12 protein-coding genes and 1 pseudogene are annotated in these 13,440 nt (G+C 66.1%); 6 read left to right on the forward strand and 7 right to left on the reverse strand.

Features of this window, described 5'->3' with window-relative positions; translation table 11 throughout:
• Positions 1-4: 4 nt before the first annotated feature.
• On the reverse strand, positions 5-2,338 hold the full coding sequence (locus FND50_RS18735) for a heavy metal translocating P-type ATPase (RefSeq protein ID WP_144286668.1): 2,334 nt from the start codon (positions 2,336-2,338) through the stop codon (positions 5-7).
• Between the two features lie 231 nt (positions 2,339-2,569).
• On the opposite strand from FND50_RS18735, the pseudogene FND50_RS36825 reads away from it, so the two are divergent.
• Both FND50_RS36825 and FND50_RS18740 read left to right on the forward strand, forming a co-directional pair.
• Positions 2,570-2,713 (forward strand): annotated as a pseudogene (locus FND50_RS36825) (cation-transporting P-type ATPase); the annotation flags it as partial.
• Between the two features lie 45 nt (positions 2,714-2,758).
• Positions 2,759-4,189 (forward strand): HAD-IC family P-type ATPase, encoded by a 1,431-nt coding sequence (locus FND50_RS18740; protein WP_260851043.1) that lies wholly within the window; start codon positions 2,759-2,761, stop codon positions 4,187-4,189.
• Positions 4,190-4,220: 31 nt separating this feature from the next.
• Here the strand turns inward: FND50_RS18740 and FND50_RS18745 are convergent, their stop codons facing one another.
• The 3 genes from FND50_RS18745 to FND50_RS36170 all read right to left on the reverse strand — a co-directional run bounded on the left by FND50_RS18745 (position 4,221) and on the right by FND50_RS36170 (position 5,702).
• Complete coding sequence (locus FND50_RS18745; protein WP_222105610.1) at positions 4,221-4,808, reverse strand: recombinase family protein; 588 nt, start codon at positions 4,806-4,808, stop codon at positions 4,221-4,223.
• Between the two features lie 143 nt (positions 4,809-4,951).
• Positions 4,952-5,464 (reverse strand): hypothetical protein, encoded by a 513-nt coding sequence (locus FND50_RS18750; RefSeq protein WP_144286669.1) that lies wholly within the window; start codon positions 5,462-5,464, stop codon positions 4,952-4,954.
• 100 nt (positions 5,465-5,564) lie between these two features.
• Positions 5,565-5,702 (reverse strand): hypothetical protein, encoded by a 138-nt coding sequence (locus FND50_RS36170; RefSeq protein WP_186301080.1) that lies wholly within the window; start codon positions 5,700-5,702, stop codon positions 5,565-5,567.
• Positions 5,703-5,706: 4 nt separating this feature from the next.
• Between FND50_RS36170 and FND50_RS18755 the strand changes: the two genes are divergently transcribed.
• On the forward strand, positions 5,707-6,093 hold the full coding sequence (locus tag FND50_RS18755; RefSeq protein WP_144286670.1) for a hypothetical protein: 387 nt from the start codon (positions 5,707-5,709) through the stop codon (positions 6,091-6,093).
• 136 nt (positions 6,094-6,229) lie between these two features.
• On the opposite strand, the gene FND50_RS18760 is transcribed toward FND50_RS18755, so the two are convergent.
• The 3 genes from FND50_RS18760 to FND50_RS18770 form a co-directional block, all read right to left on the reverse strand.
• Positions 6,230-6,775 (reverse strand): DUF2716 domain-containing protein, encoded by a 546-nt coding sequence (locus FND50_RS18760; RefSeq protein WP_144286671.1) that lies wholly within the window; start codon positions 6,773-6,775, stop codon positions 6,230-6,232.
• Positions 6,776-6,929: 154 nt separating this feature from the next.
• Complete coding sequence (locus FND50_RS18765) at positions 6,930-8,009, reverse strand: hypothetical protein (protein ID WP_144286672.1); 1,080 nt, start codon at positions 8,007-8,009, stop codon at positions 6,930-6,932.
• Between the two features lie 140 nt (positions 8,010-8,149).
• Positions 8,150-8,680 carry a hypothetical protein gene (locus tag FND50_RS18770; RefSeq protein ID WP_144286673.1) on the reverse strand — a complete coding sequence of 177 codons (531 nt, stop codon included), beginning with the start codon at positions 8,678-8,680 and terminating at the stop codon, positions 8,150-8,152.
• A gap of 645 nt (positions 8,681-9,325) precedes the next feature.
• On the opposite strand from FND50_RS18770, the gene FND50_RS18780 reads away from it, so the two are divergent.
• The 3 genes from FND50_RS18780 to istB all read left to right on the forward strand — a co-directional run bounded on the left by FND50_RS18780 (position 9,326) and on the right by istB (position 13,379).
• The gene (locus FND50_RS18780) at positions 9,326-10,417 is read left to right on the forward strand and encodes an alcohol dehydrogenase family protein (RefSeq protein ID WP_144286674.1); all 1,092 of its coding nucleotides are present in this window, start codon (positions 9,326-9,328) and stop codon (positions 10,415-10,417) included.
• Between the two features lie 743 nt (positions 10,418-11,160).
• Complete coding sequence (locus FND50_RS18790) at positions 11,161-12,540, forward strand: Mu transposase domain-containing protein (RefSeq protein ID WP_144286676.1); 1,380 nt, start codon at positions 11,161-11,163, stop codon at positions 12,538-12,540.
• On the forward strand, positions 12,537-13,379 hold the full coding sequence (gene istB, locus FND50_RS18795; protein WP_144286677.1) for an IS21-like element helper ATPase IstB: 843 nt from the start codon (positions 12,537-12,539) through the stop codon (positions 13,377-13,379). The genes FND50_RS18790 and istB overlap by 4 nt, the downstream gene beginning before the upstream one ends.
• Positions 13,380-13,440: the final 61 nt, after the last annotated feature.

A 13,440-nucleotide genomic window follows, 5' to 3' on the forward strand; every position in this document is an offset into this window, starting at 1 on the left:
GCTGTCAGTGCTCGTCGTCGACTCTCGGGGCGAGGGCGAAGTAGTCCTCTTCCTCCTGGGCGAAATGCAAACGCAGCACCGCATACAGCCCGTACAGGCAGGCGAGAAGGTCGTCACGCTGGTCCGGGCGGACTTCGCCGTGCGCCTCGACCGCGCCGAGGTGAGTTCCCAGGCGCCGGCTGAGTCGATCGATCTCCGCATGAGCCCTACTCATCGGGGCGGTGGCCTCCGCCGTTCCGAAGGCGTCCGCCAGCGCGGGATACAGTTGGGTCTCCTCGGCACGTTCATGGGGCAGGACCTGCTCTACCAGGACGGTGTGTGCTCTACGCACCGCCGCCAGTGTCTCGGTTCCGGGTTCGGCGGTCACCCGCTCTGCAGCGTCACGTATCAGCGCCAGAGCTCCCCGCAGATCGTCGTGCTCACGATCGAAACGCTGCAGCAGCAGGCCGGTTTCTCGCGTCACCGTGAGTTCGGAGGACCGGCCGCCACGAAGGGCGCGCAGGGCGTTGAGGATGACCGCCACGTCGATTCCTTCCTGCAGCAGGGCGCCGGGCGCGGGAGCGATCCAGCCGAACGCCGCGGCGATCATCGCCAGCAGCGACAGCGTCATGCCGATCCCGGCACTCTGGATCGCGATCCGCCTCGACCGTCGTGCGATCTCCATCGCGTCCGCCAACCGGGCGAGGTGATCGGTCGTCAGCACGATATCGGCAGCCTCCGAACTGGCCGTGGCTCCCCGCGCCCCCATCGCCACTCCGACCGACGCCGCCGCCAGGGCGGGGGCGTCGTTGATCCCGTCCCCCACCATGATCGTGACAGCCTTGCGCTTCTCCGCCTGAACTGCTGCCACCTTGTCCATGGGAGTGTGCTCCGCGAGCACGGCGTCGAGTCCGACGATGGATCCGATTTCGAGTGCGGGCGCCCGGCGGTCTCCGGTCAGCATGATCAGTCGGTCCAGTCCGGCTGCCCGCAATCGCCGCAATGTGCGAGGCGCGTCTCGACGAAGAGGATCCCGCAGCAGGATCGCCCCTACCAGTGCGTCGTCGATCTGTACCCAGGCCACCGCCGCGCCGTCCAGGGCCGATCGCGTCGAGACGGCCTCCGCCCAGTCCGGCAACACGCCGTGATCCGAACCGACCTTCACCGCACGACCGTTCACGATGCCGGTGACCCCGGTCCCCGCCTGCTCGCTGACATCGGTGGGCAGTGGAAGCGGACAGCCCCGTGCCCTCGCGAAGCGGACGATCGACTCGGCGAGAACATGGGGTGACAGCTGGTCGACGGCTGCGGCGAGTTGGAGTACCTCGTCGGGATTGTGGCCGGGGGCGGTTGCGACGTCGAGTCCCGATGGCCTGCCGGTCGTCAGGGTTCCCGTCTTGTCCATCACCAGGGTCCGAGCTCGCCCAAGTGTTTCCAGTGCTCCACCACCGCGGATGACGACACCGATCCGTGAGGCGCGGGACAGCCCCGACACGATGGCGACAGGGGCGGCGAGCAGCAACGGACACGGGGTCGCGACCACGAGAACTGCGACCGCGCGCACGGCGGAACCGCTCAGCCACCATGCGACGGACGACACCAGGAGGGTCAGGGGAAGGAACCAGACGGCGAAGCGGTCCGCGATCCGTACGATCGGTGCCTTGTCGGCAGCGGCCTCCTGCGCCAGTCGGACGATGCCCGAATAGGTGCTGTCCGCGGCGCTCGCGGTGGCGCGCAGCTCGATCGTCGATCCGACGTTCACCACCCCACTGCGCACCGACTCCCCGACCTGTCGCTCGACGTGGAGAGACTCCCCGGTGAGCGCGGACTCGTCGAGGACGGCCGATCGGTCGGCGACGACGACGCCGTCGACGGGGACAACCTCTCCGGAGGCGACGACCAGCAGATCGGTGGGCTCGACCTCGTCCAAGGGGACGAGGACGACGTCGTGGCCGATCCGTTTGTGTGCTCGTCGTGGTGCGTGTTCGAGGAGGGCGCGCAGATCGCGTGACGCGCGCCGCTCCGCCGCGGATTCGAGCGTGCGCCCCGTCGCGAGCATGAACCCGATGAGGGCACCTGCCAGATACTCGCCGACCGCGAGTGTTCCCGCGAGGGCGAGCACGGCGATGAGGTCGACACCAGCTGTGCGCTGAAGGAGTGACACGACGACCCAGCCCACAGCGGGCGCCAGGGACACCACCGTGCCGATCGCCCAGCACGCGTCCGCGACGCTCGGCCGACCGAGCGAAGTGGCCACCACGCCGGACACGAGCGCCACCGACGTGGCTGCGAGCAGGGTGGGTGCCAACAGCCTCGTCAGGCGCGCATTCCACGTTTCGCGGGTTCGTGTGTCGTGCATATGCCTTCCCCCGTCGAGGGCCGACGCGTGAGGACGCGTGTCTCCATAGTCGCAGCCCGGACCCGGTTCGGGCTGCGTGCGACCGTAAGAGAGGACCAAGGTCCCTTTCCCCGCAACCGTCGATGGCGCACCGTCGGAGAAGAACCCCGCCGGGCCCGTCCCCCGTGATCCGTACCGGATCGACCCGACGACCAGGAGCGCGCGCTGGCGACGCCGACGAAGACAGCTCGCGTGGACCCTCAGGAGTCGACCGACCGGCTACTGCGTGACCTCCGCACCAGACGGGATGGACTGTCACGGAGGGAAGCGGAGCGACGAACACTCGTCTACGGGACCAATGAACTGATTCGGCATCGCGGTCGCACCTGGCCCCGGCAGTTACTGCGGCAATTCACGCATCCGTTGGCGCTGCTCTTGTGGATGGCTGCCGTACTCGCCGTCTTCAGCGGCTCAGCGCCGCTGGGTGTCGCGATTGTCATCGTGATCCTGCTCAACGCCGCGTTCGCGTTCGTGCAGGAACGACACGCCGAGCAGGCGGTCGAAGCACTGGCGGCGTTTCTGCCGACCAGGGCGCGCGTCGCCCGTCAGGGAACCACGGAGACGGTCGACGTCCGGTCGCTCGTGCCGGGCGACGTGATCTTCCTGACCGAAGGCGACCGCGTGTCCGCCGATGCGCGACTCCTGTCGGGATCGCTCGAGGTCGATCTGTCGACGCTCACCGGTGAGTCCGTACCGGTTTTGATCCGATTCGACGCCGGGTCGACGACGGGACCGTTGATCGAGGCCGCGGACATCGCCTTCAGCGGCACCAATGTGGTGGGCGGCGATGCCACCGCGGTCGTGTTCGCGAGAGGAATGCACACCGAACTCGGACGCATCGCGGCTCTGTCGCAACGCGTGGGCCATGAGGAAAGCCCCCTCGAAAAGCAGGTGAAACGCGTGGCCTGGCTGATCGCTGCGGTTGCGGTGGCGATGGGTCTGGCGTTCGTCCCGCTGGGGACGCTCATGGCGGGGTTGTCGCTCGACGATTCGGTGAATTTCGCAATCGGGCTCCTGGTCGCCAACGTGCCGGAGGGCCTACTGCCGACGATCACGTTGGCTCTGGCGGTGGGCGTGCGTACTCTCGCCAGACAGGGCGCCCTGGTCAAACGTCTCTCCGCTGTGGAAACACTCGGCTCCACCAGCGTCATCTGTACCGACAAGACCGGCACCCTGACCATGAATCGGATGCGTACCACCAGGTTGTGGACCCCGGACGGGGTCGTGACGTTCGACGGTGCCGTCCCCGTTCCGGCACCGGACGCTCCGGCAGGCCGGACGGCCCGGGCGGTCGTCGCGTGCTGTGGCGCGGAGATCCGCATCTCGAGTACCGGTGCCGAATCCGGTGATCCGACGGAGGTGGCATTGCTGCACGCAGCGCTGTCCTTGGGAGCCGCGACAGAAGACGCTGACGGAAACCGGGTGTCGCAGTTCCCTTTCGACTCGGAGCTGCGCCGGATGTCCACCGTCGATCGTATCGGCGACACGCTGCACATCCATGCCAAGGGAGCACCCGAAGAGATCTTCGACCGGTGTAAGCGAATCGCCGGTCCGGCTGGTGTGGACCCGGCCTTCACCAGTTCCGATCGGGAGTTCACCGCGAATCTCGTACGCGACTGGGCTCGCGAAGGTTTGCGTGTGCTCGCCGTCGCCGAGCGCGACATCGGCGCGGGCACTCCCCCGGGACTGACGCGGGAAGGGGCGGAGAGCGATCTCACCCTCCTCGGAATCGCGGCAATGCTCGATCCTTCGCGTCCGGAGGTAGGGGTCGCGGTAGTACTCGCCGAAAATCGGGCGGATATGCTCGCGTAGTCCTGGGGCGAGTGGGAACGGTGTGGACGGGTCAGGATGAGGTATCAGATTGTGCGGTATCGGCACGGCGGATGGCACGGTAGACGGTAGAGCGTGCGACATTGAACAGCTCGGCGAGTTCGCTTGTGGTGTGCCTGCCGGCGTGGTGCAGCTCGACCAGGTGCGCTTCCTGATGAGGACTGAGTTTGGGTTTCTTGCCGCGGAGCCGGCCTTTGGCTTTCGCGATGGCCATGCCTTCTCGGGTCCTGGCCCGGGCCAGATCGGCCTCGAACTCGGCGATCATCGACAGTGTCGTGAACAAGAGTCTGCCGATCGGATCGGTCGGGTCGTAGACGGATCCATCGATGTTGAGCTTGACCTTGCGGGCGGTGAGCTCGTCGGCGATCGCGCGAGCATCGGGCACCGAGCGAGCCAGACGATCGAGTTTGCTTACGACCAGCACATCGCCTTCGCGCACCGCTGCCAGGGCCTCACGCAGCCCGGGGCGGTCCCGGTTGGTGCCGGTGAGACCGTGGTCGACGTAGATCCGTTTGGTGTCGACCCCCAGGCGGGTCAGGGTGTCGATCTGCGCGGTGAGGTCTTGCGCATCGGTGCTGCAGCGGCAGTAGCCGACCAACAGTTCGAGCACCATGCAAGTGTAGCGTTTGACCCCCCTTGACCGGGCATTTTCGCGGGCGGGTCTTACGGGAATCCGCAGGTCATGCCTGATCTGCGGAAACGCGCCGGTGCTCGGTCGCTGCGTGCGTGTGCGGTGGGGGTTCGTTATACGACACCGCCAGCAGGCCGAACCACATCGCCCGTGAATCGGTCCCGGTACTGGATGAGTTTCCGCGGAGCAGGGTCATGCTGCCAGATCTGGAGTTGGAGGTGTATCCACGGCTGCGCAGACTTAGGTGGGTAAGAATCCCAGTATTCAGTGCGGCCACGGGCGAGCACGCGGATCCGGTAGCTGCCCGGCCCCGCCGTATCCATCGGACCGATGATGCTCCCTAATAGGCCGTCGAAGCAGATCTCGTCATCCTCAGTGGTGAACGACGCCTCACCGATGTCTTCCCACTCGTCGAGCAACGAGTCTGTGATTGGAGGAGCGGCGCCTCCGGTTGCGGCGACGGTCACGCGAATCAAGCCGCGCCCGCCCGTATGGATGACCACACGGCCGGGGCCACCGTTGACAAACCACGGTTCTTGGTTGAACCACTCCGTACCGAGAAGATCGCTATCGAACTCTGGCCGAAGGATCAGCGTGTTGTAGTCGACGTCGATCTCGAAGTCCATTGGCGCCAGCAATGTTCCCCCCGCCCGCGTTGTCGTATCCCGCATCGTTACACAGTGTGGCAAATAGGGCGGCGACCTGACCTTGAAGTCTTCGTCCTCATTACCGCATACCGATCCGCTTGCAGAACGACGGTCGACTGCCGCCCGACACGCGCTGGAACGCCACTTCGTCCCGGTGCAGGTTCGGGCAATAGATCCTCTTCCTCTTGCCCGACGACGTCACTACCGGGAGAGTCACGACGATGAGTGTTCCCGATCGTACCGAGCTCGATCGGCTCTTCATGCTGTGGAAAAACAGATTGTGGACTGCGTTTGGTGTCTCTGAAAACGAGGCAGCGAGCGGACGGGAGCTCTATCGCTTCAGGGTCACCGGGATCGATCGGCTCGACGAGAACTCTCTGGAGATCCACATCGTATTCGCGCCTGATGCCGTCTACGGCATTGAGCACGTGCCCGCCTCGAAGGCTGGCATTGTGATCGAGCTGTACTCACATGGCGAGGTGAACGCTCCACCCGGGATGGAGCATCTGCTGACCGAATTCATCACGTCCGGCGGGATCCACCCCGCCAACCTCGTAGGCACGGATGCCGACGGCAATCCTCGGGTCTTCTGGGACACAGCAGGATAGGAACAGCAGGCGAGTGTCCGTGCCGGGCACTCGTACATCTGATCATGGTGACAGATGCCACCAGACCAAGGGTGACCCGTTCCGTATGTGGATCGATGACCGGTCACTGATGGTGACCCGGTCGAGGACAGTCCGGTTATCTTTCGCGGTAGTACGGCTGGCCATTGACACGCTTGCGGGGAAGCCACGCCGCCAAGGTGCGGCCGAGGGTGGTGACGAGTCGTTCGCCAAACACGCACAGCGTGGGCTCCCACGGATGGCCGAAGGTTCCTTCGGTGAAGTCTTCCCGCAGGAAGATGTAGTAGTCGCCGTTCGGATAGACGGACACACGCCACTCCGAGTCCTCAGTAGCGGCGTGCTCCGCGGCGTCGAACCAGTACCCGGGATGCTGCCAGTCGAGAACGACGAACCGCGGATCGTCGGCGAACTCAGCAACGAAACACCGCAGCGCCTCGGCGTTGACCGCATCGAACCGCGCCCGCCAGGAAGCAATGGTGTCGGCGGTGTTGGTGAGATCGAAGGTTACCGATGGCGTCGGCTCTGCGATCGCCGGCCATGATTCGGGTTTCGTGCCCGGGCGAAACCCGAATCTTTCCTCGAACTCAGCCCAATAACGATCACGGTCGGGCAGGTCGGTCCAAGCCGGAGGCAAGGGAGAGCCGAAGTCGCGGGTGTATCGCATCCGAGCCGCACCTCCGTTCGTTCCTGGGCCTGACGATGCCACACCGGGTTTGTGCAGGATGAACGAACTTCAAGACTCCATGAGGAGAACCTCCACCAGCCTTCCCGATGGCGGATCCCCCATCGGTCGGCCGGACGCCGGTTGCCGACGGACATTATTCCTTGCCGAAGAAGTCCTGACGTGCGGCGTCGATGAGTTCGGGGTAGTCCATGCCGTAGGTTTTCGCGGCGTGCCAGAACGCTTCGATCGCTGATTCGAGTGGTGTGGCTTCCGGGTACATGCTGCGCGAGTAGGCGCGCAGTGCCTCGTATTGCTGGACGAGTTCACGGCTGGCGGGGAGACCGGAGACGATGCGGCGGGTGATCCGCGGGTCCTGATCGAGTCGGTTGCGGGCGGCGAAGCTGGCGATGAAGTCCTCGTTGACCGGTTTTCCGGCGTCCATCTCAGTGAGGACGTCTCGGAGCCAGTCGATGTCGGCGATTCCGGCGCGTTCGAAGGCGCGGTGGACGCACCAGCGGGCGAAGGCACGCTGCCGGTCGGGGGTTGCGGCGTCGATGCGGTCGATCAGGGGGCGGTCGAGGCCGGCGACGTAGCGGCTGGAGAACACTGCTTCGAGTGTGGGGGTGAGCGGCGTGCCGCCGAACTCGTTCAGGTGGGCGCGTACGGCGTTGGCTTCGGGGCCCTTGGGCGGCACTTTGACGACATCGCCTGAGTCGTTGCGGATGTAGACGTAGTCACGGGAGAGGCTGGATTCGTCGACCTGGGTCTGTAGTGACCATGCCCGGTCGGTCTTGTGGAGGGTGTGGACCGAGTTGTCGGCGGTGTGGGTGGGCCAGAGTTGGACGAGGTAGTCCTCGCAGGGTTCGGTGACGTCTTCGCCGTATCGGGTGTCGCGGCCGCGGGCATGTGCCCGCACCGTGTATCGGCCGGCGGGGACCGGTGTGAGGGTGGTGCTTTCGGTGCCGTCGAGCGTGGTCACCACGATGTCCGAGGTGGTGGTGATCGCGGCTTCTTCGATCACCTCCCACTCCTGCGTGCCCTCCGTCTCGGGGGCATGCTCGAGCAGGTCGAGGGCCAGACGAGCGGGGCCGTAGGTGATTCCGGTGAAGAACGAGACGAAACCGGCGCCGACCTCGATCAGGGTGCCCTCGTCTACCGGGTTCAGGGTTTCGGCGCCGGGTTCACCGAGGGCAAACTGATGATGATCAACTCGCACGAGCTCCCACTGCGTCACCACATCAGGCTAAACGCAACATCCGTAGTATTCGTTCGTTCGTTCGACGATCCCCAGCCGGAACGCGCGCCAACCGCTGCGGGCAGTGCTGGGCGCCGATCTCCTCTCGGTGAGGGGAGCGCTATTGCGTTTCCGGACTCTCACACGCACTGATATGCGGTCCGGGTACTTGGACTTGGATCTGGGAGGTTGGCGAGAACGGTCAAGATGCCGCAGACGTAGGCGCGGGATAGCTTCCATTCGTTGTTGGAACGCACGAAGGGGATTGGTCCGACCGGGTAAGGGGCCATGCGATCAAGGCGGCCCTGCCCAGTCGCGTTGATCATGTCTGGGCCGACAGGTTCCACGGTGGTGAACTGGATGTATTGGGGCATGGGCAGCGCGCCCCAGGCCCGCGCGATCCGCAGGGTCTGATCGCTGGGACCATCGAGAAGTCGCGCGCGGTCCTCCTCGCGTATCGAGTAGTTGGTGGTGGCGTTGTACAGGGCGGTCAGTTGATCGGGGGTAGGCACGAGATCGGTGATCGGCGCCGGCGGCGGTGCGAACTGTGTGGATTGGACGAAGACTGTCGGATCGCGCGATTCGGTGTCATCAGCGGACGAGCAGGAGCAGGTCGCGGTTGCGATCGCGACAAGAGCGCAGGCACCTATCGCAGTCTTCCTCACCCTCATGACCTAGGTATCGCGCCGAGTCCACGCAGCGTGACAACCCGTGCCGCACCGACTCCCTCGAGGCATCTCCCTCAGCGGTCGGGTGCCGGTCATCGATCCTCTAACGGGAGAGCGACCGGACTGAGGATTCCGACAAGTTCGTGAGAATCAGTCACTGACTCGATGTTGAGAACCCGCAGGTCGGATGCACAGAGAAGCGACACGAGCAGTGGAACCAAGTTGTTCCTTTTTGTTCTCGCGATCGGTGTCAGTTTCTCGTTTCCGTTTCAGTTGCCTGTCTGTGGCATGTCGGTTTCTCGATTTCGTGCCAGTTCGAGCGGAACTATTTAGGTGCCGAGGAGCGGTAATGCCCAGGTCAGATACGTGCAGGAGACCGGTGCTCCTGTCGCGACGACGGTCGCTGCCGTGGATTGGCATCGAGTAGTTCGCGGGCGGCCGGTGCGGCGCGTGCATAGTCGTCACCATCGGCGACCACTATGCGCGACCTCCACCACCCGCTCGCGCAGCTCCACCGCGACGACACCGCGCTCGGCCGCCCGGCGTTCGTCCGAGGCGAGTTTGCGGCACTCGACCGAGCACCACTTCCGCGGCCGGGAGCCGTGCCGATGAGCAGCGGTAGACGGGGCTGTATGCGATCCTGCCTCTATGTCACAGACCTCCCCGCCACCGTCCGGACTGCTGACACAGCCCCTTCCCCGCACCATGCGTGCCGTCGTCATCACCGGTCACGGAGGCCTTGATGTGATCGAGGAGCGTGAGGTGCCCGTGCCTCGCCCTGGGCCGGGCGAGGTCTTGGTCCGGGTCCACGCGGCAGGGTGCAACAACACCGATCTTTGGACCCGCGAGGGCTCCTACGGGGCGGCAGAGGATCCGGACGTCAGGACGGGATGGCTCGGTCCGCTCGACTTCCCACGCATCCAGGGAGCCGACGTGGCCGGCAGGGTGGTGGCTTCCGGTGATGGGGCAGCCGCCGGACCGATCGGGGCGCGGGTGCTGGTGGACCCGGCCGAGTACGACGGCCCGGGACCAGACGCACGCCCGGCCGACGTGCTCGGGAGCGAGCGGAACGGGGGGTTCGCCGAGTACGTCGTGGTGCCGAGCACACGAGCCCACTCCGTCGACGAGTCGCCCCTCACAGACGTGGAACTGGCCGCCCTCCCCATTGCCTATGGCACCGCGCTGGGCATGCTCGACCGCGGAGCCGTCTCGGAGGGTCACACTGTGCTCATCACGGGCGCCTCGGGCGGCGTCGGGCTGGCTGCGGTCCAGTTGGCCCACTCCCGCGGGGCTCGGGTCGTCGCAGTGTGCAGCGGCGACAAGGGGGAGGCTGTCCGCAGCGCCGGCGCCGACGCCGTGGTGGACCGGAGAGGGGGTCAGGTGCTTGCCGACGCAGCCGGCGCAGCACCGGAGGGATACGACGCGGTTGTCGACGTCGTTGCCGGCGCAGTCCTCGGCCCCGGCCTCAGTTTGCTAAGGACAGGGGGACGCTGGGTGGTCGCCGGTGCCCTCGGCGGGTGGGCTGTCGACATCGATGTGCGAAAGCTCTACCTCGCCAATCTCTCTCTGGTGGGCTCGACCATGCACACGCCACGGATCTTCGACCACCTGGTGGAAATCGCGCGGCGGGGCGAGGTCAGACCCGTCGTCGCAGCAACCTTTCCCCTCGGGAAGGTACGCGAAGCCCAGGCACAACTCGCCCAGCGTCGGCATGTCGGAAAGCTGATCGTCGTCCCTTGACCCCGAATCCTTCCGCGACCTCGGCCCCCGACGAAGTGACTCCGCCTCGTCGGCGCCGCTTGCGTAGTTCCGCGACTGCTACCGATTCGGCCGATGCCAGGTTGGCTTCACCGGTGACGGTCACCGTGGCGGCGAAGGTTTCCGGCACGTCCGTCCATCAATCCGGCGATCCGTCCGTCACGAAGGAACCACCAGAGTTCGGACGGATGGCACTGGCCGGAATCGCTGCCGACGGCGTGTCTGAGTTCGAAGTGAGGTCGTCGCTCAATACAGACGCCGGAGATGTCGGAGCCCACGGATCGTCTTTGCGGTGCTCCGCGCGCGGTGGAGAGAGAAACTGCATCCAAGCGTGCGGCCCGAGGGCCCGAGCTGACGAGCCCCTGCCGGGTGAGGCGTTATCGGGTAGACGTCGGGCAAGACGGTAGGGCCATTTTGATCGACCCCTCGCGGAGCGGTACCTAACCATTTGCATGCGCTCTTGTGTTGCGCCGCGCGTTGACATGGCGAGGAGTTGCCTGAGATCGCTTCGCATAGGGATCGTCTTATGGCATGCAGTCCGCACCGATCGGTTACATCGCCGGATTCCGCGCCAGCTTGGGTCGTAGTGACGGCGCTCGCTGAAATTCCCCGGTAACGCTCACTGAAATTCCCCACCCGTGTGGCTTCGCCAACGAGGGCGGGTCTCCCTCGATGCTGATGGTCTCTGACCACACATCAGCCAGTCGAAGGAGACCCGCGTTCACATGCTGACATGGGAGGACGATGTGGAAGTACATGCCCTACGTAAACGAGGTTGGTCGATCTCGGCGATCGCCCGCCACACCGGAAGGGACCGCAAGACCGTCCGGGCCTACCTGAACGACGAGCGCACCCCTGGCGTGCGTAAACGCCGCGAACCGGACCCGTTCGAACCGTTCGTCGACTACGTCACCTGCCGGTTGTCCGAGGACCCGCATCTGTGGGCTCGCACCCTGTGCGACGAGCTCGAAGAGCTCGGATATCGGCTGTCGTATCCGACGCTGACCCGGCAGATCCGTGACCGCGGACTGCGCCCGGTGTGCGAGGCCTGCGCGACCGCCACCGACCGGGCGAACGCGATCATCGCCCATCCTGCCGGCGAGGAAACTCAGTGGGACTGGGTCGACCTGCCGAATCCACCCGCCTCCTGGGGCTGGGGCGGGATGGCGCACCTGCTGGTCGGCTCCCTGGCGCATTCGGGGCGCTGGCGCGGGATCCTGGCGCCGGCGATGACCCAGCCGCACCTCGTCGACGGCCTCGACCGGGTCAGCCGACGGCTCGGCGGTGTGACGAGGGTATGGCGGTTCGATCGGATGGCCACCGTCTGCCATCCGGAGTCGGGTCGGGTGACGGCGAGCTTCGCCGGCGTCGCGAAGCACTACGGGGTCGCGGTGGCTATTTGCCCACCCAAAGCAGGGAACCGCAAAGGGGTGGTCGAGAAGGCCAATCACACTGCCGCCCAACGCTGGTGGCGCACCCTGCCCGACGATGTCACCGTCGAACAGGCCCAGCGACGAGTGGACGAGTTCTGCCGGCTGCGGGGCGATACCCGGATGCGGGCCACCGCCGACGGCAAGGCCTCGGTGGCGACCGTCGCCGCCACCGAACCGCTCACGGCGCTGCCGGCCACGCCGTATCCGGCGATTCTCACCGAACCCCGGATCGCATCCCGGCAGGCGCTGGTGTCCTACCGCGGCAACCGGTACTCGGTGCCCCCGGAGCTCGCGTCGGCGCAGGTCACCGTCACCCAGGTCCTCGGATCGGAGGTGATCGACATCGTCACCACCGCGCAGATCACCATCGCCCGCCACCGCCTCGCCCCGGACGGCGCCGGGGTGGTCGTCCGCGACCACGGCCATGTCTACGCGCTCGAGCAGGCGGCCATGGCCGCCGCCGGCTCAGTCGGTCGCCCGCACCGCCGCAAGGAACGGATCCCACCCGGGCCCGCCGCGATCGCGGCCGCGGAAGCACTGCGTCGGGGCACCAGCGAGTCGAACGTGACGACCTTGGGCGCAGCCGAGACATCCAAGATGCCAACGCCATCGACCGTTATCGACCTGTCCACCTACGAGCGGGCCGCCCGCGGAAGGAACACCCTGACATGAATACCACTCCTGCCGCCGATGCGGTTCCGGCGCCGAACACCCCCGCGGCGGCCAGCCTCTACCAACGCCTACGCGGTCATCTGGCGGTGCTCAAGCTGCACGACGCCGCCGAAGCGTTGCCGGCGGTCCTCGACCGCGCCCAGAAGACCAACCTGTCGATGACCGCCACCCTCGAAGAACTCCTCGCCATCGAAGTCGATGCGACCGAGGCCCGCCGTTTGGCCGGACGGCTGCGGTTCGCGTGCCTGCCGACCCCGGCATCGCTCGAGGACTTCGACTACGACGCCGCCCCGAGCCTGGACCGGAAGTTGATCGCCGAGCTCGGCACCTGCCGCTACCTCGAGAGCGCCACGAATATCCTGCTCATCGGCCCGCCGGGGGTCGGAAAGACGCACCTGTCGGTGGGGTTGGCGCGGGCCGCGGTGCACGCCGGGTACCGCACTTACTTCACCACCGCCGCCGACCTCGCCGCCCGCTGTCACCGGGCGGCGATCGAGGGCCGGTGGGCGACGACGATGCGGTTCTTCGCCGGCCCCACCCTCCTGATAATTGATGAACTGGGCTATCTCCCGTTGCCCGGCGAGGCGGCGTCTGCGTTGTTTCAGGTTGTGGCGCAGCGATATCTGAAAACTTCGATCATCGTAAACACGAACCGCAGCGTGGGTGAATGGGGTGAGGTCCTCGGCGACACCACCGTCGCCGCGGCCATGCTCGACCGGCTGCTGCACCGGTCCGTCGTGCTCAACCTCGACGGCGACTCCTACCGTCTCCGCGACCACCACGCCCGCGCCGAAAACCTCCGCAAAGCCACCACCGCACCCCGGCAACCGCTACAGTAAACACCGCTCACAGGTGGGGAATTTCGCCGAGCAGAAGTGGGGAATTTCGCTGAGCCTCGTC

The organism is Rhodococcus sp. WB9 (assembly GCF_007558985.1).
GTDB classification, from domain to species: Bacteria; Actinomycetota; Actinomycetes; order Mycobacteriales; family Mycobacteriaceae; genus Rhodococcus_F; species Rhodococcus_F opacus.